17 protein-coding genes and 3 pseudogenes are annotated in these 26,066 nt (G+C 63.4%); 11 read left to right on the top strand and 9 right to left on the bottom strand.

The window, feature by feature from the left end; all coding sequences use genetic code 11:
• Positions 1 to 16 precede the first annotated feature (16 nt).
• Positions 17 to 1,072, top strand: coding sequence for a substrate-binding domain-containing protein (locus NKI97_RS15950; protein ID WP_352746117.1), 1,056 nt, complete (start codon positions 17 to 19; stop codon positions 1,070 to 1,072).
• 157 nt (positions 1,073 to 1,229) lie between these two features.
• A pseudogene (locus NKI97_RS15945) lies at positions 1,230 to 2,071 on the top strand (acyl-CoA thioester hydrolase/BAAT C-terminal domain-containing protein).
• Positions 2,072 to 2,100: 29 nt separating this feature from the next.
• Here the strand turns inward: NKI97_RS15945 and NKI97_RS15940 are convergent.
• From NKI97_RS15940 to NKI97_RS15925, 4 genes and pseudogenes are all read right to left on the bottom strand, one after another.
• Positions 2,101 to 2,403: pseudogene (locus tag NKI97_RS15940) on the bottom strand (type II toxin-antitoxin system YafQ family toxin).
• Entirely contained in the window at positions 2,375 to 2,632 is a 258-nt protein-coding gene (locus NKI97_RS15935) for a type II toxin-antitoxin system RelB/DinJ family antitoxin (RefSeq protein ID WP_352746122.1), read from the bottom strand. The pseudogene NKI97_RS15940 and the gene NKI97_RS15935 overlap by 29 nt, the downstream one beginning before the upstream one ends.
• Before the next feature lie 72 nt (positions 2,633 to 2,704).
• Positions 2,705 to 4,759: a bifunctional aldolase/short-chain dehydrogenase gene (locus NKI97_RS15930; RefSeq protein ID WP_352835241.1), complete on the bottom strand. Its 2,055-nt coding sequence runs from the start codon at positions 4,757 to 4,759 to the stop codon at positions 2,705 to 2,707.
• 85 nt (positions 4,760 to 4,844) lie between these two features.
• Positions 4,845 to 5,810 (bottom strand): sugar-binding transcriptional regulator, encoded by a 966-nt coding sequence (locus tag NKI97_RS15925; protein WP_352835238.1) that lies wholly within the window; start codon positions 5,808 to 5,810, stop codon positions 4,845 to 4,847.
• Positions 5,811 to 5,956: 146 nt separating this feature from the next.
• Here NKI97_RS15925 and NKI97_RS15920 point away from each other — a divergent pair, with 146 nt between their 5' ends.
• The 9 genes and pseudogenes from NKI97_RS15920 to msuE all read left to right on the top strand — a co-directional run bounded on the left by NKI97_RS15920 (position 5,957) and on the right by msuE (position 17,400).
• Positions 5,957 to 6,202, top strand: coding sequence for a type II toxin-antitoxin system ParD family antitoxin (locus NKI97_RS15920; RefSeq protein WP_352453248.1), 246 nt, complete (start codon positions 5,957 to 5,959; stop codon positions 6,200 to 6,202).
• Between the two features lie 2 nt (positions 6,203 to 6,204).
• The gene (locus NKI97_RS15915) at positions 6,205 to 6,534 is read left to right on the top strand and encodes a type II toxin-antitoxin system RelE/ParE family toxin (RefSeq protein WP_352453249.1); all 330 of its coding nucleotides are present in this window, start codon (positions 6,205 to 6,207) and stop codon (positions 6,532 to 6,534) included.
• Between the two features lie 89 nt (positions 6,535 to 6,623).
• Positions 6,624 to 8,264 carry an acyl-CoA synthetase gene (locus tag NKI97_RS15910; RefSeq protein ID WP_352835235.1) on the top strand — a complete coding sequence of 547 codons (1,641 nt, stop codon included), beginning with the start codon at positions 6,624 to 6,626 and terminating at the stop codon, positions 8,262 to 8,264.
• A 239-nt stretch (positions 8,265 to 8,503) separates the two neighbouring features.
• Complete coding sequence (locus NKI97_RS15905) at positions 8,504 to 9,112, top strand: TetR/AcrR family transcriptional regulator (protein WP_352502064.1); 609 nt, start codon at positions 8,504 to 8,506, stop codon at positions 9,110 to 9,112.
• A 62-nt stretch (positions 9,113 to 9,174) separates the two neighbouring features.
• A complete protein-coding gene (locus NKI97_RS15900) occupies positions 9,175 to 10,323 on the top strand; it encodes an efflux RND transporter periplasmic adaptor subunit (protein WP_352455219.1) in 1,149 nt (382 codons plus the stop codon).
• 208 nt (positions 10,324 to 10,531) lie between these two features.
• Positions 10,532 to 13,672 carry an efflux RND transporter permease subunit gene (locus tag NKI97_RS15895; protein ID WP_352835231.1) on the top strand — a complete coding sequence of 1,047 codons (3,141 nt, stop codon included), beginning with the start codon at positions 10,532 to 10,534 and terminating at the stop codon, positions 13,670 to 13,672.
• Positions 13,673 to 13,742: 70 nt separating this feature from the next.
• Positions 13,743 to 15,236: an aldehyde dehydrogenase family protein gene (locus NKI97_RS15890; protein ID WP_352835228.1), complete on the top strand. Its 1,494-nt coding sequence runs from the start codon at positions 13,743 to 13,745 to the stop codon at positions 15,234 to 15,236.
• A gap of 133 nt (positions 15,237 to 15,369) precedes the next feature.
• The gene (locus NKI97_RS15885; protein WP_352835226.1) at positions 15,370 to 16,725 is read left to right on the top strand and encodes an LLM class flavin-dependent oxidoreductase; all 1,356 of its coding nucleotides are present in this window, start codon (positions 15,370 to 15,372) and stop codon (positions 16,723 to 16,725) included.
• A gap of 115 nt (positions 16,726 to 16,840) precedes the next feature.
• Positions 16,841 to 17,400: pseudogene (msuE, locus tag NKI97_RS15880) on the top strand (FMN reductase).
• Positions 17,401 to 17,547: 147 nt separating this feature from the next.
• On the opposite strand, the gene NKI97_RS15875 reads toward msuE, so the two are convergent.
• From NKI97_RS15875 to NKI97_RS15855, 5 genes are all read right to left on the bottom strand, one after another.
• Complete coding sequence (locus NKI97_RS15875; RefSeq protein WP_352453258.1) at positions 17,548 to 19,257, bottom strand: trimethylamine N-oxide permease; 1,710 nt, start codon at positions 19,255 to 19,257, stop codon at positions 17,548 to 17,550.
• A gap of 277 nt (positions 19,258 to 19,534) precedes the next feature.
• On the bottom strand, positions 19,535 to 21,904 hold the full coding sequence (locus NKI97_RS15870; protein ID WP_352835223.1) for a trimethylamine N-oxide demethylase: 2,370 nt from the start codon (positions 21,902 to 21,904) through the stop codon (positions 19,535 to 19,537).
• A 269-nt stretch (positions 21,905 to 22,173) separates the two neighbouring features.
• Positions 22,174 to 22,803, bottom strand: a complete 630-nt coding sequence (locus tag NKI97_RS15865; RefSeq protein WP_352835220.1) for a sarcosine oxidase subunit gamma — start codon at positions 22,801 to 22,803, stop codon at positions 22,174 to 22,176.
• A complete protein-coding gene (locus NKI97_RS15860) occupies positions 22,796 to 25,780 on the bottom strand; it encodes a sarcosine oxidase subunit alpha (RefSeq protein WP_352835217.1) in 2,985 nt (994 codons plus the stop codon). The genes NKI97_RS15865 and NKI97_RS15860 overlap by 8 nt, the downstream gene beginning before the upstream one ends.
• Entirely contained in the window at positions 25,780 to 26,055 is a 276-nt protein-coding gene (locus tag NKI97_RS15855) for a sarcosine oxidase subunit delta (protein ID WP_352835215.1), read from the bottom strand. Before NKI97_RS15855 ends, NKI97_RS15860 begins: the two co-directional genes overlap by 1 nt.
• Between the last annotated feature and the right edge of the window lie 11 nt (positions 26,056 to 26,066).

Here is a 26,066-nt window from a genome sequence, read left to right as displayed (position 1 = left end):
AAGTGGAGGAAGCGACGTGAACATCACAAGAAGACTTTTGGGGAAGGCAGCGCTCGGGCTTGCCGGCGCAACATTGCTGATGCAGTTGCCGGCGATGGCGCAGGACAGGCCGGCGCCGTTCGACAAGCCGGGCGCCGTCAAGATAGCGCTGGTCCGCTATCTCTCGACCGGCGATTTCTTCCAGGCCTATCTGTCCGGCGTCGAGGCGCAGGCCAAGGCGCTCGGCGTCGATCTGCGCGTACTCGACAGCCGCCAGGATGCGGCGCTTCAGGCGGACATGGTCGACCAGGCCATCGCGCTCGGCGTCCAGGGCATCATCATCCAGCACGGCCTGACGGAATCGATGAAGGACGCCGCCCAGCGTGCCGTCGATGCCGGCATCAAGGTCGTCGCCTTCGACGTCAATGTCGAAAACCCCAAGATCCCGCAGATCGAACAGTCCGACCGCGACCTCGCCCGCCTGGCGCTCGAACAGGCGGTCAAGGACAATGGCGAGAGCTGGAAGGCCGGCTATGTCTATGTCGCCGGCATCGCGCCGCTCGATCGCCGCAACGAGACCTGGGTCGAATTCAAGAAGAAATATTCGGGCATCAACGAAGCCGCCATGTTCGGCACGCTCGACAATCCGATCGCCAATTCGGTCGCCAACCAGGCCCGTTCGGTGCTATCGGCCCATCCCGACATCAAGGTGATGTTCGCGCCCTACGACGAATTCGCCAAGGGCGTGAAGATCGCCGTCGACGAGGCCGGGCTGAACAAGGACATCAAGATCTATTCGGCCGACATTTCGACCTCGGACATCGCCGCGATGCGCGAGCCGGACAGCGCCTGGGCGGCAACCGCCGCCACCAACCCGGCCGTCGTCGGCCAGGTCTCGGTGCGTGCGCTAGCGCAGCTCTTGGCCGGCGAAGACCCGGGCCACAACGTCATCGTGCCGCCGACGCTGATCACCCAAAAGGATCTGATCGACAAGGACATCAAGAACATGGAGGACCTCTCGGCCAAGCTGCCGCAATTCGCCCATGCCGATGTCGCGATGCCGACCTGGATGCCGAACCCGAACGCGAAGTAATTTTCGGCACGAGCAAAACAATAGCCGTCTGCAGCAGCTTGTTGCAGGCGGCCTTTTTGTCGAAGATGTCTGGCGTGCCGGACCGCCGAATTGCAATTGTCGCAGCCACCGGTTTTGCGGGCCGATTGGACAATCGAAACCCAGGATTGACGGGTACATGGAGGTGCGGGCGGTAGAGGAAAGTCTTACCGGCACCGTCGCCGGAACATTTTTTCGATGCTTGAAGGCCACCACGGGCGTTGTGGTGTTGGGTGGATCGAGCGGCCGTGTTGACGTCGGTCGCGCGCGGCTCTTTGCAAATGCGGGTGCATCGGCCTTGGCTCTGCAGTGGTTTGGCGGTGAAAGCCAGGTTCCCGGAATATGTGAGATTCCCCTGGAAACGTTCTTTGCGGCAATCGATTATCTCATTGAAACAGGGTGCCGTCGTATCGTCTATGTGGGCACGTCCAAGGGTGCCGAGGCGTCATTGCTTGCCGCGGTCCATGACCAGCGAATTGATGCAGTGGTCGCGATTAGGCGTCATCCGTAGTTTGGGGCAATATCGGTGCGGGCCGCGATGGTGTCAGCTGGCCTGAACGATCCTCATGGTCGCTCGACGGCATCGCGCTGCCGTTTGTGCCGACAGATCCAGATTGGACACCAGAGTACGTCGATGGCCAGGTGTCCTACAGGGGGCTTTTCGAAAGTTGTTTGAAAACGTTCAAGCGGGAAGCGAATGCGGCGACCATCCTCGTTGAGACCATATCGGCCGAGCTTCTGCTCGTCGCCGGTGGCGGCGATGCACTGTGGCCTTCCCTATCGTTCGCCCGAGATATTGTTAGGCGGCGCGGCGAAGCAGGCAAGGTCACGCATCTCATTTCGTCGCGGGATGCCGGTCACCGCATTCTCTTACCAGGCGAGAACACACCACACTCGACTTTGCATGCACACGGAGGCAATGACGAGGCCGATTCAAAGCTGGGCACAAAGGCTTGGGAAGGCATCCGAGAACTGCTTTAGCAAAATTCTCAAATGCGCACCTGTCTCGGCTACTCGTTGAACAGATCGGAATGGGAGCCGGTGCGAGCTAACTGGAGTTCATCGCCGGCAACTCGGTAGATCAAGAGCCAGTCCGGTTCTATGTGAGCGTCACGAAAGCCTTTCCAATCGCCTTTCAGCTAGTGGTCCTTATAGCTCGCCGGTAGCTCATCTCCGGCGAGCAGGAGGCCTAGCAGTTCGCGCAACTTGCCAAGATCTTTGCCCCGCTTCTCCGCACGTTTCACGTCGCGACGGAATTGCCCAGAGCGAACGGGCGTCAGCACGTCACATTCCCAAATCCTTGAACAACTCATCGGCCGAGGCGAAAGGCTTGCCCTTGCCACGTTCCAATTCGGTCATGGCCTGTCGAGTCGTTGCGTTCGGCACTTTCACCGGGAAAGGAAATTCCTTGTCGGCGGCGACGCGGACCAGCAGCAGGCGGATGGCGTCGGAAACGGACAATCCCATTGCCGCCAAGGCCTCCGTTGCCTGATCCTTTGTCGCCGTATCGATCCGAGCGCGGACCACGGTATCCGTTGCCATGTTGTGACTCCTTAAGAGAGCCACAATGTAGCTACAAAATACCAATTACGCAAGTGTGATCCCCGATCGCGCCTACCTCAACGCCGCCGCGATGTTGCCGCCATCGACCGTCGTCACATCGGCGGTGGTCCGCTCGGCCAGCGCCTGATGCAGAAAGGCCTGGGCGACGTCTTCGGCCGTCACTTCCTGTCCGAGCAGGTTGCCGGACATGTACTCCTTTTCAGACACGCCGCGCGCGCCCGAGCGGCTGGCGATCATGGCGTCGGTCAACAGCCCCGAACGGATGCGGTCGGCGTTGACGGCATTGGAGCGGATGCCATGGGCGCCGTAGTCGAGCGCATATTGCCTGGACAAAAACAGCGTTGCCGCCTTCGGGATGCCGTAAGCGCCGAACTTCGGTCCCGGATTGATCGCCTGCTTGGAGGTGTTGAACAACAGCACGCCGCCGGTGCCCTGTTCCAGCATGATGCGCACGGCATTCTGCGCCGCTGACTGGTGGGCGAAGAAATTGAGTTCGAAGCTCCTGCGCAAGGTGGCGTCGTCGAGCTCGCCGATCCGGCCCTCCCAGGCAGCACCGGCATTGGAGACGAGAATGTCGAGGCCGCCGAAGACGGCGACCGCTTTGTCGAAGGCGGCGCGCATCGGCGCCGGATCGGTGATGTCGGCGCCAATGCCGATCGAACCGTTACCGGCCTTTTTTGCCGCCTCGGCAGCCCTTGACCCATCGAGATCGACGACGACGGCATGGGCACCGTTGTCGGCGAACAGCTTTGCCGTGGCAGCACCGATCGCGCCGGCGCCGCCGGTGACCAGCACCACCTGGCCGGTCAGCGGCTTCGGCTTGTTGGCTGCGAGCTTGGCCTGTTCCAGCGACCAGTATTCGAGCGGGAACAGATCGCTTTTGGAGAGCGGGCGGAAATCGCCGACGGCTTCGGCGCCGCGCACCGCCTCGATCCACATTTCGCCGACGTCGGAGGCTATCTTCGCATCCTTGAGCGTGCGGCCGTGGCCGAACATGCCGAGGCCGGGCACCAGCGTCAGCCGCGGCATCGGGTCGAGCATGGTGCGCTTCACGTCGTCGAGCGCATCATTGGTTTCGAAATAGGCGCGATAGTCCTTGGCGAATTTCTCGACATGCTTGCGGATGACGGATTTGTAGTCGCCGACCTGGTCCGCGTCGGGCGCCGGCAGTGCCATCGGTCCGGTTTTGATGCGGATCGACAGGTCGGGTGTCGACACGCCGCGCCCGGCATAGTCGGCAATTTTTGCCGAATTGATGAAATCGACGATCGCATCCGAGGTGCGGAAATCGCTGATCATCCGATCGAAGCGGCCTTCGCCGCGTGCCACCGCCACCGCGCCGCGCAGCATCGGCGCAATCTCCGCGGGCTTCGCCAGCCTGGCCGGCAGTGCCACTTTTTCGGTGCGCGGCTTGCCGTTCCCGGCGATGAAATCCTCGGCGACGTTCACATAATGGATCATCCGGTCATAGGCCTGCCTGGCATCATCGCCGAAGGTGAAGATGCCGTGCTTGTCTAGGATCAGGCCTTCGACCGTCGGATCGGCGTCGAATACATCGGCGGCCGCCTTGGCCAGATCGAAGCCCGGCATGATGTAAGGCACGAAGCCCATCTTTTCGCCGAACACCTTCCGGCTCAGCGCCTCGCTGTCCTCCTGGTCGACGATGGCCAAGATCGCCGTCGAATGCGTGTGGTCGACGAATTTGTGCGGCAGGAAGGCGTGCAGCAGCGTCTCGACCGACGGGTTGGGCGAGGACGGATCGATGAGGTTCGCCCGCTGCAGCGCGACCATGTCCTCGTCGGAGAGCTTCTTGAGCGACCGCGCCTTCAACAGCGCGCCAAGCTTGACCGCCGGCAGGCCCTGCGGCTCGATGACGCCCATGTCCCAGCCGCTACCCTTGACGCAGAGCACGTCCCATTCGTCGCCGACAAGGTCGGTGGCCCTGGTCTTGCACGAGGTGTTGCCGCCGCCATGCAGGACGAGCCGCGGCTCGCCGCCCAGCAGCCTGGTCGTATAGACGCGCAGCGCCAGGTCGCGGGCCACACCCTTCTTTGCATAGTCGGCGACCAGCTTCTCCGCCTCGCCGTCATTCCACAGGTTCTTCATGTCAGCTTCGTCCGATTTCTCTCTTGTTGTGAACAGGAATACCGCGACGCCTTGATGACAATGCGTCGGCGGCTGAAACTAGGTATCAGGCGACCTTTTCTGCTGCCGCTCCGGCATGGTCGAGCAGCCGTCGCGCCATGTGCGCGCCGACGACCAGATGGGTACAGAGCCCGCCGGCGATCGCCGCGACGAGCGGTTCGAACTTGCTGTCCTCCTGCACCACCACAAGGCGCTTTCCGATCCTGCGCAGCGATGACAGCTCTGCCGAAATCAGCCGGCGGTTGTAGCTGCAGTCGAGCGCCTGGCCTTCGGTATCGATGATCTGCCCGGCGATGACGCCGGCCGCACCCGCCTTGCGCAGTGCAGTCATTTCGCTTGGCGTCAGCGCGCCGCATTTGACCAGATGGCTGTCGGTATCCACCGAGCCGACCGAATACAGCGCTAGGTCGCATTCGCCGATGCCCGACAATTGCTCGCGGATCACCGGCTCGGCGCGCAGGCCGCGTGCCAGTTCTTCCGTCGTCAGCACCAGCGGCGCGTAAAAATTCAGCCCCTTGGCATTGAGCCGGCGCGCGATTTCCATGGTGCATTGGTCCGGCCGGTACGAATAGGGGGCTCCCAGATTGCCGCAGAGCTGCACCACCGTGACGTCCTGCAGATCGGCATAGGACATGATGTCGGCGATGGTGTAGACGGTCTGCCCCCAGGCGACGCCGATACGGTCGCCCTTCCTGACCAGCTCGAGAAAGACGCTTGCCGCCAGCACCGCGATGTCGGTCGAGGGGTCGGCGACATAGCCGTTTTCCGGCGCGATCCAGACGGCGTCGAGCTTCAGCGCGTCTTCCAGCTTGCGCGCCAGCACGTCGTCGGTGAAAAGCTGAGTCGAGGTCGAGATGTTGACGATGCCAGTCTCGCGCGCCTTGCGCAGATACATCGCCACCGAGGCACGGGAAATCTTGAGCTGGCTGGCCACCTGGTCCTGGCGCAGGCCGTGTGCATAGTAAAGCCAGGCGGCCTTGTGGATAAGCTGTTCTGCCGGTCGGATCGCCATGCCATCTCCTTGCTGACATTATTCACGGCTCTCGACAAAAGTCAAACCTTAGGCTGCGCACCTAATCCGAAACCTAGCATTCTGGATGTCAGTAATTGCGCATTTATTGTTATCTCGGTACAATGAACCAATCAGGAGGTCCGACAATGAACGTGTCATTGGGAGAGCGTTGGGAAACGTTTGTTTCCAACATCGTCAAGCGCGGCCGCTACGGTTCTGCCAGCGAAGTCGTGCGCGAGGGCCTGCGCCTTGTCGAAGAGCGCGAGGAAAAGCTGAAGGCGCTCCGTGCCATGGTGGACAAGTCGTTTGCTGAAGGCGGCGAAGCCACCGAGCAGGATATTGACGCCGCCTTGGAAGCCAAGGCCAAGCAGCTCGCAAGGGAAGGCTTTTAGGAGTGCCACGGCTGCGCATGTTGCCGTCGGTACAAGCAGATTTGGTCAATATCCTTGAATACATCACTCGTGAAAGCGGCAGCCTGTTGATTGGCGGGCGTTTTGTGGATGCTCTGCGCCAGAAATGCCGTGATCTGGCGAGCTTGCCGGCGACGATTGGTCGTGCTCGTCCCGAACTCCGGCCGGACGTCCGAAGTTTCGCTTTCAGGGGATACGTGATTTTCTTCCGCTATAATGGCGACTTTTTCGAAGTGGCGAATATCGTGGAAGGGCATCGGGACATCGACGTTTTGTGGCCGGAGGGTGAGGGCGGGGAGGGGCGTCCCAAGTAATGGACGAAGTGTCTGATGGCGGTGCACGAATCCAGTACGCGCTCAGGATCTGGTGGTAAGAAGGCTCGACCAGACATTCGGAGGACGGGATGGGCAATCCCTACGAACAGGATCTCGACAGGAATCCGGCCAACCACCAGCCGCTGACGCCGCTGACCTATTTTGAGCGGGCGGCAAAAACCTTTCCCGACCAGACCGCCATCATCCATGGCCGCCAGCGCACGACCTATCGCGATTTCTGGAAGCGCTCGCTGAGGCTTGCCTCGGCGCTGGCGAAGCGCGGTATCGGCAAGGGCGACACCGTCACCGTCATGCTGTCCAACACACCGCCGATGCTGGAAGCGCATTTCGGCGTGCCGATGACCAGGGCGGTGCTCCATTCGCTCAACACCCGCCTCGACGCCGCCGTCATTGCCTTCCAGCTCGATCATGCCGAAAGCAAGGTGCTGATCGTCGACCGCGAATTCGCCGGCGTGGTTCGGCAAGCGCTGACCCTGGCCAAGGTCAGGCCGCTGCTGATCGATTACGACGATCCCGACTATGCCGCCGATGCGCCCTATGCCAAGGGCGAGCGGATCGGCACGCTCGACTACGAGGCGTTTGTCGCCGACGGCGACGAGGATTTCGCCTGGTCGATGCCGGACGACGAATGGGATGCCATTTCGCTCAATTACACCTCCGGCACCACAGGCAATCCGAAGGGCGTCGTCTGTCACCATCGCGGCGCGGCACTGATGGCCTATGCCAATACCATCCATGCCGGGATGGGCAAGCACCCGGTCTATCTGTGGACGCTGCCGATGTTCCACTGCAACGGCTGGTGCTTTCCCTGGACGCTTGCCGTGCAGGGCGGCACGCATGTCTGCCTGCGCTGGGTGCGGCCGAAGCAGATCTACGACGCCATCGCCGATCACGGCGTCACCCATCTGTGCGGTGCACCCATCGTCATGTCGGTGCTGATCAACGCCAGGGACGAGGACAAGCGGCAATTCCCGCAGACCGTCACCTTCAACACCGCCGCGGCGCCGCCGCCCGAGGCGATGCTGTCGGGCATGGCCGATGCGGGCTTTGCCGTCACCCATCTCTACGGCCTGACCGAAACCTATGGCCCGGCCGTCGTCAACGAATGGCATGGCGAGTGGGACCGGCTGGAGAAAGGGGCGAGGGCGGCGAAGAAGGCCAGGCAAGGCGTGCGCTACGCCGCGCTCGAAGGCCTGACGGTGATGGACCCGCAGACGATGCAAGAGACGCCGGCCGACGGCGAGACGATCGGCGAGGTGATGTTCCGCGGCAATATCGTCATGAAAGGCTATCTGAGGAACCGCAAGGCGAGCGACGAGGCCTTTGCCGGCGGCTGGTTCCATTCGGGCGACCTCGGCGTCATGCATCCGGACGGCTACATCCAGCTCAAGGACCGTTCCAAGGACATCATCATCTCCGGCGGCGAAAACATCTCCTCGATCGAGGTCGAGGAGGCGCTGTACAAGCATCCCGCCGTCGGCTCCTGCGGCGTTGTCGCCCGATCCGACGACAAATGGGGCGAGGTGCCGGTCGCCTATGTCGAGCTGAAGCCGGGCAAGGCGGCGACCGAGGCCGAAATCATTGAGCACTGCCGCGCGCTGCTTGCCCGCTTCAAGGTGCCGAAAGCGGTGATCTTCGCCGAAATCCCGAAGACTTCGACGGGCAAGATCCAGAAGTTCCGGCTGCGGGAGATGGCGAAGCAGCCTTAGCGCCTGATCCGAAAACGGAACCGGTTTCGGAAAAGCATCATTTCAAAATCCTTTGCGTTTAAAAAGACGCGCGGTGTTGCAGGCGCGCCCGGCGAGAACCACATGCGTTTCATGGGCCAACTCCGTCCAGGGATGTCACCATCTGTCATCAGCAGCCAAAATCGAGCCTTGACAGGTGATGGTTTTCAATTTACGAGTGACGAAATTCTAAATTCGTCAGTCGTAAATTGGCCAACGAGATGCTTGAAACCCTAGACACCACCGCCGATTCCGCCCGCCAGGAAAATGTCACGCGCATCCTGGATTGCGCGGAGCGATTGTTCCGTCACTACGGCTACGGCAAGACCAACGTCGCCGACATTGCGCGCGAACTCGGCATGTCGACTGCCAACATCTACCGCTTCTTCGCCTCCAAGGTGGAAATCCATCAGGCGGTTTGCGGCCGTATGCTCGAGACCTGCTACCGGTTGAGCTACGAAGCCTGCCATGGTTCCGGCACCGCCAGCGAAAAGCTCCGCCGCTACGTGCATACGCACTATCAGTGGACGCTGGAAACCATGATCGACCAGGAGAAGGTGCATGAGATGGTCATCGTCGCCATCGAGCGCGACTGGCACGTCATCGAAAAGCACATCGACAGCATCCATGAACTGGTCGCGGAAGTGATCCGCGAGGGAATCGCTACCGGCGAGTTCATCGATCAGGATCCGGTGATCGCTTCCCGGTGTTTCGGCGCTGCCATTATCAGCCTCTCTCATCCGCAGATAATGGCCCAGTGCCTCGCCAAGAAGAACCGGGCGACGCCGGACGAGCTTACCGAGTTTGCCATCAGAGCCTTGAAGAAATGACCATTGCCGCCCGTCGGGCGGTGATACCGGCAATTCATCTCCACAGTTCGGGAGTACGAAAAGTGTCTTTGTCCAAGTCCATCACCTACAGGCGACCGGCCGCCGGCCTGGCACTGATTGTCGTTGCCGCTCTCGGCCTCGCCGGCTGCTCGCAGGAGAAAGCCGAGGTCACCGAGATCATCCGCCCGGTCAAGGTGGTCGAGATCGCCAAGGCGAGCGATACCCGTCAGCTCTCCTATTCCGGATCGGTGCGTGCCCGCACCGAGATGAATCTCGGCTTTCGCATCAACGGCAAGATCACCGAGCGCCTTGTCGACATCGGTGACCGCGTCAAGCCGGGCGACGTTCTCGCCCGCATCGATCCCACCGACTACGAGCTCTCGGTGAGAAGCTCTCAGGCCAGCCTCGATGCTGCCGACCGTCAGGTCGAGACAGTCGAGCTTACGCGCAAGCGGGCCGAACAGCTCTATGCCAAGAATTTCGCGCCGAAGTCGCAGCTCGAGCAGGCGACGCTCGCCTATAATCAGGCGGTCGCCACGCGAGACTCCGCCCGCTCGCAGCTTGCCCAGGCACAGAACCAGGTCCGCTATACCGATCTCAAGGCGGACAAGAACGGCATCGTCACATCAGTTGCCGCCGATGTCGGCCAGGTGGTCGGCTCCGGCACGCCGGTGGTGACCGTTGCCATCGACGGCGAGAAGGAAGTCCTGATCGCTGTTCCGGAAACCGATATCGCCGAATTCAAGCCGGGCAAGACCGTCAAGGCTGGCTTCTGGTCCGATGAGGCGCTGACGCTCGACGGCAAGGTCCGCGAAGTCGCCGGCAGCGCCGATCCGCAGTCGCGCACCTTTGCCGTTCGCGTCAGCCTGCCCAACGATCCTCGCGTGCTGCTAGGCATGACCGCCTCCATCGAAGCCGCGGCGGACAACCGGCAGCAACTGGTGTCGATCCCGCTGGCCGCGTTGGCGCAAAAGGACAGCCAATCGATCGTCTGGACAGTCGACCGCAACGGCGGGACCGTCCATGCGCATCCGGTCAAGGTCGCCGCCTTCACCCCCGACGGCGTCAGTGTCGCCGATGGGCTGAAGCCGGGTGACGTCGTCGTCGCCGCCGGCACGCAGTTCATGACCGAGAATCTGAAAGTCAAGCTGACCGGTGATGCAGCGCAACAGTCGGCGTCGGCCGATGACGCTGCAAGGCGCTTGCGCTGACGGCCAGGCAATTCACGGTTTCCGGGCGGCAGGCGCCCCCGATTTTCGAGATCTCAGGTCGATGTAACCCCCACGTCGATCCTCGCGTCCCACCGCGATGTAGATCTCTCAACTCGGAAAGCCACGCCGCCCGGAAGCCCACATCGGAAGTTCCTTGGGCATGCAAAAGCGCGTGCTCTGTTGATCAAATTGAAACGGACTGACGCCGATGACCATCGACACAAATGAAAAGCGGTCTTTCAATCTTTCGCGCTGGGCAATCGGCCATCCGAGCATTGCCCGCTTCCTGTTCGGGCTGATCATCGTCGCCGGTGCGCTCGGCCTGATGCGCATGGGCCAGAAGGAAGACCCCGATTTCACCTTCCGCGTCATGGTCGTCCAGGCGATCTGGCCAGGCTCCTCGATCAAGGAGATGGAGGACCAGGTCGTCAACAAGATCGAGCGCAAGCTGCAGGAAACGCCGCACCTCGATTTCGTCCGCTCCTACACCCGCGCCGGCAGCGCCATCATCACCTTGCAGGTCAAGGGCGACACCAATCCGGCGCAGGTCGCCGATGCTTTCTATCAGGTGCGCAAGAAGGTCGGCGATATCGCCAATGAGCTGCCGCAGGGGCTGCTCGGGCCTTACTTCAATGACGAATTCGGCGACACGTTCATCACCCTGCATTCGATCAGCGGCGACGGCTACAGCTATCCCGAGCTGAAGAAATTCGCCATCCAGGCGCGTGACATGCTGCTGACGACGCCCGGTGTCGAGAAGGCCGTGATCATCGGCGACCAGCCGGAAAAACTCTACATCGACGTTTCATCCAAGGCGCTTGCCGAACGTGGCCTGACGTTGACCGACCTGCAGAATGCGATCCGAGGCCAGAACAATGTCGACCCGGCAGGTTCGGTCGACACCGGCCAGCGTTCGGTGCGCATTTCGGTCGAGGGCGATGTCACCAGGGCGGCCGACATCCGCGAGCTTCGCCTGCGCGCCGGGAACCAGGTGACGCGCCTCGGCGACATCGCCACCGTGACCTCGGGCCTCGAGGATCCGTACCAGCGCAAGTACCGTTTCAACGGACACGACAGCGTCCAGCTCGGCGTCGTCATGGCCAAGGGCTTCAACGTCACCGACGTCGGCAAGGACGTCGAAGCGACCTACAAGCGCTTCGAAGAGGCGCTGCCCTATGGCGTTTCGGTCGATCAGATTTCCGACCAGCCGCATGTCGTGAAGGAGGCGGTGAGCGAGTTCATGGAAGCGCTCGGCGAAGCGCTGCTGATCGTGCTTTTTGTATCGTTCCTGTCGATCGGCTGGCGCTCGGGCCTGGTGATCGCGATCGTCATTCCGCTGGTCCTGGCCGCCACCTTCGCCATCATGTACGAGCTCGGCATCGACCTGCAGCGCATTTCGCTCGGCGCGCTGATCATCGCTCTTGGGCTCTTGGTCGACGACGCGATGATCGTCGTCGAAATGATGGAGCGAAAACTAGAGGAAGGCTTGGTCAAGGTCGAGGCGGCGAGCTTCGCCTACTCCTCGACCGCTTTCCCGATGCTGACCGGCACGCTGATCACGACGGCCGGCTTCATTCCCGTCGGGTTCGCTGCCTCGACCGCCGGCGAATATGTGCGCACCCTTTTTTACGTCGTCGGCATCGCGCTGATCGTGTCCTGGTTCGCGGCGGTCTATTTCACGCCATGGCTCGGCCATATGATCCTGAAGCAGCGCAAGCACGCCGGCAACCATCACGATGTCTTCGACACGCGCTTCTACCGCAGTCTTCGCTCGACCGTGGCATGGGCGGTGCGCCATCGCATCATCGTCCTGGTGATGACGCTGATGACCTTTGCCACCAGCCTGTGGGCGTTCCAGTTCATTCCGCAGAATTTCTTCCCGCAGTCGTCGCGCCCGGAAATCCTCGTCGACCTCTGGCTGCCGGAAGGCACCAGCATCAAGGAAGTCGAGACCCAGGCCAAGGCGCTCGAAGCCAGGATGATGGACGACAAGGACAAGCGCTTCATCGCCACCTATATCGGCGAAGGCGCGCCGCGCTTCTTCCTGCCGCTCGACCAGCAGCTTCGCAACCCGAACTTCGCCCAGCTTCTGGTGATGGCCAATGACGAACCGGCCCGCGAGCGGCTGATCGTCAAGCTGCGCACCATCCTGGCCGAGGATTTCCCATCGATCCGTGCCAAGGTCGACCGCTTGTTCCTTGGTCCGCCGACCGGCTGGCCGGTGCAGATGCGCGTCATGGGTCCGGATCGCCAGGAGGTGCGCCGCATCGCCGACGAGGTGAAGGCGAAGTTCCAGGCAAATCCGCTGCTCGGCGCCATCCACGACGACTGGCTGGAGCCGGTGCCGGCGATGAAGCTGGTGATCGACCAGGATCGCGCCCGTGCGCTCGGCGTCACCTCGCAGCGCATCCGCCAGATACTGCAGGCGACCATGTCGGGAGCGCCGCTCGATGACTTCCGCGACGGCGAGGAGACGGTTTCGATCGTCGCCCGTGAGCCGGAGGCAAGCCGTCACCTGCTGTCGGCGGTCGACTCCGTCTACATCCCGACCGATTTCGGTGGCTCCGTGCCGCTGTCGCAGGTCGCCAAGATCGTCCCGGTGCTGGAGCAAGGCGTCGAATGGCGGCGCGACCGCTTGCCGACCATCAGCGTACGCGCCACGCTGCCGGACGGCGTGCAGCCGAACGATGTCGCCATGAAAATGTACAGTGAGATGCAGGGCCTGCGCGCCAGCCTCGCACCCGGCTACAAGATCGAGATCCAGGGCGGCGCCGAGGATGCGGCCGAAAGCCAGGCCTCGATTGCGGCGAAAGCTCCAGTCATGCTGGCCGTCATCGTCGTGCTGCTGATGATCCAGCTGCAGCATTTCGGCAAGGCGATGCTGGTGCTGGCCACCGGTCCGCTCGGCATCATCGGCGCGGCGGCGGCACTTTTGATCAGCGGCGCGCCCTTCGGCTTCGTCGCCATCCTCGGTGTCATCGCCCTGCTCGGCATCATCATGCGCAACTCGATCATTCTGGTCGATCAGATCGACCAGGACATCGCCGCCGGCGTGGAGCGTTCCGAGGCCATCATCGGCTCGGCGGTGCGCCGGTTCCGGCCGATCGTGCTGACGGCGCTGACGGCGGTGCTGGCGCTGATCCCGATCTCGCGCGGCGTCTTCTGGGGGCCGCTCGCCTACGCCATGATGGGCGGCATTCTCGTCGCCACGGTGCTGACCATCCTTGTCCTGCCGGCAGCCTATGCGCTGTTCTTCGGCAGGGAGCCCAAGAAGGTGGTGGCAACGGAAGAGGCGGCCAAGGTGGCGGAAGAAAGCGAAAGGCCGCAACTGGCCCTGGCGGCCGAATAGAGCTGTTGGCAAATGTGACCTCCGGCGGTTTAATCCGCCCACCAGGCGTAGGCGCCGGAGGAGGACGGTCATGACCATGGCTCAGACAAAGGCACCGCTGCGGCTGCCGATCGACGGGCGCCATCGCCAGATGTTCATCGGCGGCGGCTGGGTCGATGCCCGCTCCGGCCGGACCATGGAGAGCCGCAATCCCGCCACCGGCGCGGTCATCGCCACGGTGCCGCGCGCCGACCGCCAGGACATCGACTTGGCGGTGACTGCTGCGCGCAAGGCGTTCGAGGGCCCGTGGAGCCGGTTCAAGCCTTATGAGCGGCAGGTGCTGCTGCTGAGGATCGCCGACCTCTTCGAAAAGCACTGGGAAGAGATCAGCCGCTCCGACACCACCGACATGGGCATGCCGATCATACGCACCCACGCCAATCGCAACCGCGTCATCGGCATGCTGCGCTACTATGCCGGCATGGCGACGGCGCTGCACGGCGAGACGATCGACAACTCGCTGCCCGGCGAAATCGTCTCTTTCACCCGCAAGGAGCCGGTCGGCGTCGTCGGCGCCATCATTCCCTGGAACGCGCCAACGGCGGCGTCGATCTGGAAGATCGGCCCGGTGCTGGCGACCGGCTGCACTATCGTGCTGAAACCATCGGAAGAGGCGCCGCTGACGCCACTTTTGATCGCCGACATCATGAACGAGGCCGGCGTTCCGGAAGGCGTCGTCAACATCGTCACCGGCACCGGCACCGAGGCAGGTGCCGCACTCGCCGAGCATATGGGCGTCGACAAGATCGTCTTCACCGGCTCGACGGCGACCGGCCAGTCGATCGTGCGGGCCTCGGCCGGCAACCTCAAGCGCGTCTCCCTGGAGCTCGGCGGCAAGTCGCCGGTCATCGTCTGCGCCGATGCCGATCTCGACAAGGCGGTGCCGGTGGCGGCGATGTCGGTGTTCGCCAATTCCGGCCAGATCTGCATCGCCGGTTCGCGCCTTTTCGTCGAACGCGCCGTCCATGACGAGTTCGTCGAGCGGCTCGCGGCATACGCCAAGGGTCTCAGGGTCGGCGACGGCATCGACCCGGCGACCGAGATCGGTCCGCTCGTCTCCGAAAAGCAGCTGCAACGGGTCACCGGTTACCTCGAGGCCGGCACCGCGGAAGGGGCGAAACTCGTCACCGGAGGCACCCGGCTTGTGGAAGGCGCGCTTGCCGCTGGCAATTTCGTCGCGCCGACCGTCTTTGCCGGGGTCTCGGACGACATGAAGATCGCCCGTGAGGAGATCTTCGGGCCGGTGATTTCAGCCTTGCCGTTCGATACGCTGGACGAGGCGGTCGAGCGGGCCAACAACACGCCTTACGGCCTGGCTGCAGGGGTCTTCACCCAAAATCTCGCCACCGCCCACCAGCTGTCGCGCAAGATCCGCGCCGGCTCGGTCTGGGTCAATACCTATCACGCCATCGATCCGGCCGTGCCCTTCGGCGGCTACAAGATGAGCGGCTACGGCCGCGAGGGCGGCGCCGAGCACCTCGCCGAGTATCTCAACACCAAGGGCGTGTTCATCAAGATCGATTGATCGGTCCGCCGCCCGCACAAAAAATGCTCCCCGACGCTGGTTTTGCAAAACAGAATTCCTTCCCATGGCCGCAAAGCCATCCCATGCTCGAGCAATTGGAGCGTTACGCTCGTCGTCATCGGTGCGTTTTTCCATGGCAGAAAATCGACAATTGCGGCTTGGCGCTTTCATGCGGCCCGTCAGCCTTCATACCGGCGCCTGGCGCTACCCGGGCGCCTATCCCGACGCCAACTTCAATTTCGCGCATCTCAAGCACTTCGCGCAAAGGCTGGAAGCGGCGAAGTTCGACGCCTTCTTCATGGCCGACCACCTGGCCGTGCTCAACATGCCGATCGAGGCGCTGCGGCGCAGCCACACGGTCACGTCCTTCGAGCCGTTCACGCTGTTGTCGGCGCTTGCCGCCGTCACCGATCGTATCGGGCTGATCGCAACCGCCTCGACGACGTTCGACGCGCCGTACCACATCGCCCGTCGTTTCGCCTCTCTCGACCATATCAGCGGCGGGCGCGCCGGCTGGAATATCGTCACCACATCCAATCCCGACGCCGCGCTGAATTTCGGCCTCGACGAGCATGTCGAGCACGACGAGCGTTATCGCCGGGCGCGGGAGTTTTACGATGTCGTCACCGGCCTGTGGGACAGTTTTGCCGACGATGCCTTCATCCGCGACGCCGAAAGCGGGCTCTATTTCGATCCGGCGAAGCTGCATGTGCTCGACCACAAGGGCGAATATCTTTCGGTGCGGGGACCGCTCAATATCGCGCGGCCGGTGCAGGGCTGGCCGGTCATCGTGCAGGCCGGCGCGTCGGAGGCCGGACGGCAGCTCGCCGCGGAAACGGCCGAGGTGATCTTCGCCGCCCATGCCGATCTCGCCTCGGGGCAGCGCTTCTTTGCCGACGTCAAGAAACGTGCGCAAAAACTTGGCCGGTCGCGCGACGACATCAAGATCCTGCCCGGCGCCTTCGTCATTGTCGGCGAGACCGTCGAGGAGGCGCAGACGAAGCGGGCCAAGCTCGACAGCCTCGTCTACTACGAGAGCGGCGTCGCCTCGCTGTCGATCGCGCTCGGCCACGACGCGTCGCGGTTCGATCCGGATTCAGTCTTGCCCGAAATCCCGGAAAGCAACGCCAGCAAGAGCGGCCGCGAGCGCGTCATCGAACTGGCGCGCAAGGAAAACCTGACCGTCAGGCAGCTTGCGCAGCGGCTGGGCGGCTATTCCGGTCTTGCCTTCGTCGGCACTTCGAAAACCATCGCCGACGAGATGGAGGAATGGCTGGTCACCGAAGGCTCGGACGGGTTCAACGTCATGTTCCCCTATCTTCCCGCCGGATTGGATGATTTCGTCGAGAAAATCGTGCCCGAATTGCACCGGCGCGGCATTTTCAGAAGCGAATACGAAGGATCGACCCTGCGCGAAAATCTTGGGCTGAAGCGGCCGCCAAACCGGTTCTTCCAACCTGAGACGGCAGCGATCCGCAAAGCTGGTTAGAACCGGCAATGATTTTAGACCGTGGCAAGCATCCGTTCTTTTCGTTCGGTCCGAATGTCCATAGGGTCATGAGCAGCGGGCTGGCAGCCCGAAATCATCGCGAGGGCTTTGCATCATGACCAATCCGGCCGTTGTCGGTTTCTCAGGCAATTTCACCCGGCCGTCCAAGACGCGCGGCTTCGTCGATCGTATCGTGAACGAGGTAGCCGGCAGATATGGCCTGGCCGCCAGCACGCATGACGTCGTCGACCTCGGCCCCAGCCTCGGTGGCGCCAAATGGGCGCGTGAACTGGATGCGCAAGCGGCGATATCCTCAAGCGCGTCGTCGCGGCGGACGTGCTCGTCGTTGGCTCGCCCACCTACAAGGGCAGCTATACCGGCCTGTTCAAGCACTTCTTCGATCTTGTCGACCCAACGGCGCTCAGGGGCAAGCCGGTGGTGCTGCTGGCGACCGGCGGCGGCGACCGGCATGCGCTGATCATCGAGCACCAGCTGAGGCCGCTGTTCGGCTTCTTCGAGGCCTTTACGCTGCCGACCGCGATCTACGCTTCGGACAGGGATTTCATCGACGGCGTGCTTGCGTCCGAGACGATCCAGGCGCGCGTCGGACAGGTGCTCGAGGATATCGGTGCAGCGCTTGGCGGTCGCTCCCGCGCAGGCACCGCTGCCGAATAGCCCCTAAAAAGAAAAACCCGCCTCGGCGGGGGGTCTCGGGGCGAATCAGCACCATACGGAAATTAGTAGCATAGCTGCCGGCACAAAGCAAGAACAAAATGCAGGGACCGAGCGCGCCTTGCGCGCCCGATCCCTCAAGGCAAGCCGTCAGATGACGAACAGCCAGTTGGCGAGCAGCATCACCACGACGCCGGCGACGAGCGTCAGATAGGGCAGCATCCCCGCCTTTTTCACCGCAAGGTCGGACGAGCTCATGCCGAGATCGGCCAGCATGTGGTCGGGGAATTTGCCCTTGTCCTGGATGTAATGCCGGAAGCAGAACACCGGGATGATCAAGGCTGCCGTGATCAGCCCGGCCCACAATGCCATCGGGTTCCAGACCTTGGCTCCGGCGCCCATGAAGACCGCGTTGACGTAGGCAAAGATGGCGCCGAGGCCGAGCAGCCAGCTCGGCGCCTTCCAAGGCCGCGCGATGTGGCCATTGTCGATGCGGTGGATCCAGCCGGCATTGAGATTGAGGAAGTTGAAGATGATGTAGCCGCAATTCGACACCGCCAGGATGAAGAAGAAGCTCGTTGCGTCGGCCGAAGCGATGGCCAGCACGATCAGGTTGAAGATCAGGTCGGTCCACATCGCCCGCGTCGGGGCGCCGTGCTCGTTGACATGGCTGAGATAGCGCGGCAGCCAGCCGTCGACCGAACCTTGATAGAGCGTGCGCGAGGAGCCGGCCATCGCCGTCATGATGCAGAGCACCAGCGCCAGGATCATCAGCATCACCAGCAGGCTGTGGATCAGCTGTCCGCCGCCGACCATGCCGGCCAGCGCATCGGCAACGCCGGAGCCGTCGACGATCGGCGTCGCCAGCATGCCGTTCAAGCCAAGCACGCCCTGGAAGGTGAACGGCACCAGGATGAACAGCAGCATGCACAACAGGCCGGAATAGAAGATCGCCTTGAAGGTATCGGTGCCCGGGTTTTTGAACTCGGAGGTGTAGCAGACCGCGGTCTCGAAGCCGTAGGTCGACCACGCCGCGATGAACATGCCGCCGAGCACCAGCGTCCAGCCGGCGATGTTCCACGCGCCGGGCTCCGGCGCATAGGCTGCCGCGAGCGGCACCAGCGGCGAGAAGTTTGCCCAGTTGATCTGGCCGGTGACGATCGGCACCACGCCGACGATGAGCATCGGGATGATGACCAGCAGGCCGATATATTTCTGCACGTTGGCCGTGCCCAGGATGCCGCGATGCTGGATCGAGAAGATGATCAGCATCAGCACCGCGCCGATGAAGAAGGTGGCGTTGAAGGTGAAGGAAACCGGGCCAAGCGTGTGACCGTAGAGCGTCCAGTTACGGATCGCCGGCGTCGCCGCCGCGGTGACCGCGGTGATGGCGTCGGCGGCGCTGGTTCCGGCATGGGCCGCGATATAGGCGGCGACCTCCGGCGACGTGTCGGTGAACAGCGGCACCGGCGCCAGTGCGTTGAGGATATAGGCGGCGGCGATCGAGCAGCCGAGCGACAGCACCGGCGACCACGCGAACCAGTTGCACCACACCGAAAGCGGCGCGATGAATTTCGAATAGCGCAGCCACGCGGTGGCGCCGTAGACCGAGGCGCCGCCGGATTTGTTCGGGAACAGCCCGGCGATCTCCGCATAGGTGAAGGACTGCAGGAAGCCCATGACCATGGATACGGCCCAGATCAGGAAGGCCAGTGTTCCGGTGGTGCCGGCGATGCCGCCGATCGAAAACAGGACAAGGGCCGGAACGCCGCTTGCCACCCAGAAGGCGCCGCGCCAGTCGATGTTCCGGTGCAGCTGCCCTTCGGCAGGCGAGACCAAGGTGGTGACTATCGTGCTCATTTACGTGGATTCCCCATTTTTGATGTTCCCCATCGGCAACAGCCGCAATCTCGCGAGGCGTCATCGACGCTCACGTTGAACGGCCCCAGGCGTTTTCCGCTCAGTAGTATTTTTTTCTTAGCAGTGAAGATTGACCCAACGCGCTTTCACGTCAAGCGCTTTGTGACGCTGTGCACATTGCGCTTGTGAAACAATCGAGCTTCGCTGGCGCTGCCAACGGGTGCGGTCTTTCCTTCTCCCCTTGTTGTGGGAGAAGGGAAGAACCAGGAAGCGTCGGTCAGGAGCGCGGCCTGGTCTTCTGCGGGTCGTAATGGGCAAAGGCGACGACGCGCGCCGGCAGCCGCTTGCTGTGACCATCGAGCTTGCCGATCTCGATCTCGGTGCCGATCGCCGCATGCGCGACGTCGAGCCTGGCCAGCGCGATGGTCTTGTTCAGCACCGGCGAACGCATGCCGGAGGTGACGACGCCGATCTGGGCTCGGCCGACATGCACGCAATCGCCGTGGCCGACCGCGATATTGGCGTCGATGTCGAGGCCGACCAGCTTCTTCTGCGGGTTTTCCTTGCGCCGGATCAGCGCCTCGCGGCCGATGAAATCGTCGCTCTTGGTCTTCAGCGGTACGGTGAAGCCGATGCCGGCCTCGAACGGATCCGTCTGGTCGGAAAACTCGTAGCCGGCAAAGATCAGCCCGGCCTCGATGCGCACCATATCGAGCGCCTGCAGCCCCATCGGTTTCAGGCCGTGCGGCTGGCCGGCCTGCCAGATCGCGTCGAACACCTTTTCGGCGTCGCGCGGATGGCACCAGATCTCGTAGCCGAGCTCGCCAGTGTAACCGGTGCGCGAAACCACGACGGGAATGCCGTTGCCGCCGCCGATGCGGGCGACGGCGAAACGGAACCATTCGAGCTCGTCGATCGACGGCTGCAGCGGCGAGGTCCAGATGATCTGCCGCAGGACGTCGCGGCTTTTCGGTCCCTGCACGGCAACATTGTGCATCTGGTCGGTCGAGGAGCGCACCAGCACGGTGAGGCCGAGTTTTTGCGCCGTTTCCCGCAGCCATTCGCCGGATAGATCGTCGCCGCCGACCCAGCGGAAATTATCCTTGCCGAGCCTGAGCAGCGTGCCGTCGTCGATCATGCCGCCATGCTCGTAGCACATGGCGGAATAGACGACCTGGCCGACGCCGAGCTTTTTGATGTCGCGGGTCAGCGTGTATTGCAGCAGCGCCTCGGAGTCCGGCCCGGTGACCTCGAACTTGCGCAGCGGCGACAGGTCCATGATCACGGCGTCCTGCCGGCAGGCCCAGTATTCATCGATCGGGCCTTGCCTGGCGAAGGAATTGGCCAGCCAATAGCCCTTGTACTCGACGAAGTTGCGGGTGTGCTTGGCAAAGCTCGAATGAAAGGCGGTCTCGCGGGTCATTTTCGGTTCCGAATCGGGCGTCATGCGTCTGGCGATCGCTCGCGAGAATTTGTGCTGGCCGGAATAGGTTCGCACATGGATGTCGGTCAGGTTCCAGCCATTGGCCGGCGTCGTATCGTCGGGGCAGGCGGACGAGACGCAGACGATGTCCGTGAGCGCCCTGAGTAGCACATAGTCGCCCGGCCGCGACCACGGCTCGTCCGATACCACGACGCCATGCGCGTCGATGGCCGTGTTGAAGAAGAAGTTGATCGCCATCCAGCCGGCGCGAGGCGTGACACCCTTGTCGGCCAGCGCGCGGTTGAAATTCTCCGAGCAGTTAGGATGGCCGGGATAACCGATGTCGTCGTAATATTTGGCCGCGCAGGCGAGCGCGAATGCATCGTGGCGGCCGCAAGTGTCCTGCACAACCTCGACCAGCGGCTCCATGTCCTGGTCGTAGTATTTCGAGTGCAGACCGGGCATCGGATAGCTCGAACCCATCAGCGTGCGCGTCGTCGTCACGTCGAGCGGATGATCGCGGCCCTTGTCCAGCTTGCGCGCCGAAAAGCACTGGAAGTCCGTGCATTGGCGCCCGTCGACATCGATGATCTGCAGATAGTCGCCCGCCTTGACGAAGTAGGCCTCCGCCGTCGCCGAGTGGACGCGCAGGTCGAGCACGGGATCGGCCAGCGGGTCGGCAAGCCTGGATTTCGCCGTCGGGCGGATGGTGGCGCGGCGGACGATGACGCTAAGCGGCGTCGCCGTATCGTGGCCGTCGACCGGCATCGGCCCGCCGGGCGCGGCAATCAGCATCGACCCATCGCGGGCGACGGTAAAAGCCTGTTCGGTACCGGCAGGGGTGGCGCCGCCGAAAATGCGAACCGCCTCTGCCTGATCGAGCTGCACCTGGCGCCGCTCGAGGCCTCGGCGCAAGGAAGCGAGGTTATCGTTGCCCTCGGCCAGCATCGCCTTGATGCCGGCGGCATTGCTGTTCGATTTCTCGCCGAGAATGCCGGAATCGGTCGCGTCGCTGCTGTCCCATGCCAGCAGCTCGCAGGCCTGCCCGCCCTCGACATCGCGCACGGTGACAATGTCGCCGGCCTCGACCTCGATCAGCACCGCGCCATTGCCCTGAACCGAGTAGCGCTCCATCCCGGCCGGCAGCGTAATCTGGCCTGGCCGCAGGATCAGGCTCGGCCGGGGCGGTCCGGCGACGACGGCGGGGTAGGGCGACTGGCTCATCTCAACCTTGGTTTCGAGAAACAAGTTTGCCTGTGTGTGAAATTATTTTAGCGGGAAGAATAGGATAGAAGAGCCGGAGTTGGCAAGTGAAGGCGAGGCGCGCGCCTCTTCCTTCTCCCCTTGTGGGAGAAGGTGGATCGGCGCGCAGCGCCGAGACGGTTGAGGGGTGTTGGACGGAGTGCCGTCATAGCCAAGCTGGAGCACCCCTCATCCGACCGATTCGCTCGGCCACCTTCTCCCACAAGGGGAGAAGGGAAGACGCGCCAAGGCTATGCCAACTCCTCGCTGTGGCTGATCTCGACGCCATACTCGGCGGCAGCGTCCAGCATCGTATGCCACAGGCTTTCCGCGAAGGTGGCGAACACCAGAAGATTGAACACCGCCTGTCCGTCCGGCCGGTCATTGCCGCGCCAGAGATGGATGCTGGTGTGATCGACCGAGGTCGCCGCAGCGGTGCCGGCCGGGAACGCCGCGGGGTGCAGGTCTAGCGACGACAGTTTGGCCAGCATCGCGCGCGCCTTTTCTCCGGAAACGCTGATCAGCGCGCGGGCATGCGACTGGTCGGACAACGAGGCGGATTGCGCAAACGCCTGGCTCAGCGGTTCGCTCGCGTGCTTGCCGCCATTGGACAGGACCAGGAACTGATCCGGTCCCGACCAGATCAGCGTAGCGTCGGGAGCTCGGGTCGCCTTGGGCGTTTCCGGGGCGGCAACGCCGAAGCGGGTTTCGGCAGCCTTCGCCAGTTCTGCCGCTTTGCCGCGCCGCGCCATCACCTGGATCAGGTCGAAATTGCGGATCTCGGTGAGCGATACGCCGGCCGCCGTGCCGCGCGCGCCATAGCCGCCGACAACAAGCGCTTTCTCCAGCGGACTGCGGGCAATCCAGGAAAACTCAGCCACGCTGGCGCCCTCCATCCGGATCGTAGAAGACGGGACTGCACAGCTCGACATCGTAATCTTCGCCGCGCAGCGGATCGTGCGCATGGACGATTTCGCCGATGCGCTCGCGGCCGCGCTCAACCAGTGCCAACCCGATCCACTGGTCGAGCGTCGGCGAGAAGCAGACCGAGGTGACGTAGCCCTGGTCGTTATCGGGACCGGGCGTCTCGCCCTTCGGGATGATATGCGCGCCGGAACGCAGGCGGCGCGTCTTGTCGACCGGCTTGATGCCGACCACGACCTGGCGGTCCGGCGCAATCAGCGCCTCGCGCCCGGCCATGACGCGGCCGATGAAATCTTTCTTGCTGGACATCATCTTGCCCAACCCGAGGTCGGCGGCGGTCGTCGTGCCGTTCAGCTCCGGGCCGGCGACATGGCCCTTTTCGATGCGCATGACGCCGAGCGCCTCGGTGCCGTAGGGCGTAACGCCGAATGGCTTGCCGGCCAGCATCAAATTGCGCACCAGCGCCTCGCCATAGCGGGCGGGAACCGAAATCTCGAACGCCATTTCGCCCGAAAACGAGATGCGGAACAGCCGCGCCTTGATGCCATCGCGAAGCGCGACTTCGCGCGCCCCCATGAAGGGAAAGCCCTCGTTCGACAAATCCTCCGCCGGATCGACCATTTCCCGAAGCAGGTCCCGGGTCTTCGGCCCGGCGATCGAGAACTGCGCCCATTGATCGGAGACGGATGTCAGCTGCACGTCGAATTCGGGGAACAGCACCTGCCGGCAGAATTCGAGATGCTGCATCACCAGCCCGGCCTTGGCGGTGGTGGTGGTCAGGAAATAGTGGTCCTCGGCCAGCCGTGACGTCGTGCCATCGTCATAGACGATGCCGTCCTCGCGCAGCATCAGCCCGTAGCGGGCTTTGCCGACGGCGAGACTGGAGAAGGTGTTGATGTAGACACGGTCGAGGAAGGCGCCGGCGTCCGGGCCGTGCACGTCGATCTTGCCGAGCGTCGAGACATCGCAGAAGCCGACGCCGGAGCGCACCGCCTTGACCTCGCGGGTGACCGATTCCAGCCAGTCCTTTTCGCCGGCGCGCGGATACCATTGCGCGCGCTTCCACAGGCCGGTGTCGACGAACACCGCGCCATGTTCGGCTGCCCAGTGATGTGACGGCGTCAGCCTCGTCGCGTGGAAGTCTTCGTCGCGATGATGGCCGGCGAAGGCGCCGATGGCGACCGGCACATAGGGCGGGCGGTAGATGGTCGTGCCGGTTTCGGGGATCGATTTGCCGCTGATTGCCGCCATGATGGCGAGACCGGCGACGTTCGAGGTCTTGCCCTGGTCGGTGGCCATGCCGAGCGTCGTATAGCGCTTGAGATGCTCGACCGATTCGAAACCTTCGCGCTGCGCCAGTTCGATGTCGGACGCGGTCACGTCATGCTGGTAATCGACGAAGGCTTTCCCTTTGCCGGCCACATACCAAAGCGGCGTCAGCGAAAACGCCTCGCTGTCGGCGACCGGCGATGTGCCGGCATTGCCGCTGCGTCCAGCACCCTGCGCTGCCACAGCACCCGCGGCAAAGCCCTGGCGCAGGCAGTAGCCCAGCCCGAAGGCGCCGTTGGCGGCGCCGACGGCCACCATGCCGGGCGGCGCACCATCCGGTACGAAGGCTGCGATATCGTCCTGCCATTTCGGCCGGCCGCGATGATAGGAGGTCAGCCCGACCGCCGGATTCCAGCCGCCGGACACGGCAAGCCCGTCGGCTTCGACTTCCGCCCGTGCGCCGCCGGTCAGCGCCACCACGATTTTCCGGACCCCGTCCTTGCCGCCTTCGACCCCGCTGACCGAGCCGTTGAGCACGGCAAAGCCGCCTTTGGCGGCAAGCGCGCGATGCGCGGCGGAGACGTCAGGGCGCGCATCGACGACCGCCGCGATCTGCAAACCGGCGCCAAGCGCGGTCTCGACCGTGCGCCAGCCATCCTCATTGTTGGTGAACAGCGCGATCCTCTTGGCAGGAGTAACCGCGTAGCGCGCGACATAGGTCCGCATCGCCGACGCCATCATCACGCCGGGTGTGTCGTTGCCGGCAAACACGATCGGCCGCTCGATGGCGCCGGCGGCGACGACGCAGCGCTTGGCCACGATCCGCCACAGCCGCTGGCGCACCTGGTGCTCGGGCGGCGAGGGCAGGTGGTCGTTGACCCGCTCGATGGCGCCGTAGGTGCCGCCATCATAGACGCCGAACAATGTCGTGCGGGTCATGATGCGGACATCGGGCAGTGCGGCGAGTTCGGCCAGCGTGCGCGTAACCCATTCGGCCGCCGGCGCGCCGTCGATCATGCCGCCGTCGGCGAGCAGACGGCCGCCAAGCGCAAAATCTTCCTCGCACAGGATGACGCGGGCGCCGCCGCGCCCGGCCGCCAATGCCGCCGCAAGCCCGGCCGGGCCGGAGCCGGCAATCAGCACGTCGCAATGCGCCCACGCCTTGTCGTAATGGTCGGGATCGGCGACGCCTGCAGCGCGGCCGAGGCCGGCGGCGCGGCGAATCGTTGGCTCGTAGATCGTTTCCCAGAATTTCGCCGGCCACATGAAGGTCTTGTAGTAGAAGCCGGCGACGAAGATCGGCGCGAACAGCTGGTTGACCGCCATCAGATCGTGGCGCAGCGACGGCCAGCGGTTCTGGCTGGCGGCTTCGAGCCCGTCATAAAGTTCGGCCGTGGTCGCCTTGGTGTTCGGCTCGCGCCGCGCTCCGCTGCGCAGTTCGACCAGCGCGTTGGGCTCCTCCGAACCAGCGGTCAGGATTCCGCGCGGCCGATGGTATTTGAACGAGCGGCCGACCAGCTTGACGCCATTGGCGATCAGCGCCGAGGCCAGCGTGTCGCCTTGGAAGCCGGCAAAGCTCTTGCCGTCGAAGCGGAAGGCCAGCGGCGCGGCGCGATCGATGAGACCGCCGCTCTCCAGCCGGTGTGTCTGCGCGGGGCCAACCATCAGGCCCCAACCTCGGCGGCACCAACGCCTGCAGCCGGTTCGACCGCCGAAATCTCGTGCGTCAGCGTGTTGCGGGCGACCTTCAGCCAGGCCCGGCAGCCGCCGCCATGATACCAGAATTCGCTCATCGGCCCGGCGACATTGTCGCGCAGATAGACGTAGTCGAAGACCTGGTCTTCGGTGGCGCCGGCCGCCGGACGCACCGGCTTGGCGTCGCCCAGATAGGTGAACTCGCCGAGTTCGCGTTCGCCGCAGAAGGGACAGACAATGCGCATGCTTCTTCAGC

This window comes from Mesorhizobium sp. M0296, assembly GCF_040321675.1.
Lineage (GTDB): Bacteria > Pseudomonadota > Alphaproteobacteria > Rhizobiales > Rhizobiaceae > Mesorhizobium.
Note: the sequence above shows the minus strand (reverse complement) of the source record. Positions and strands in the feature narration are given on the sequence as shown.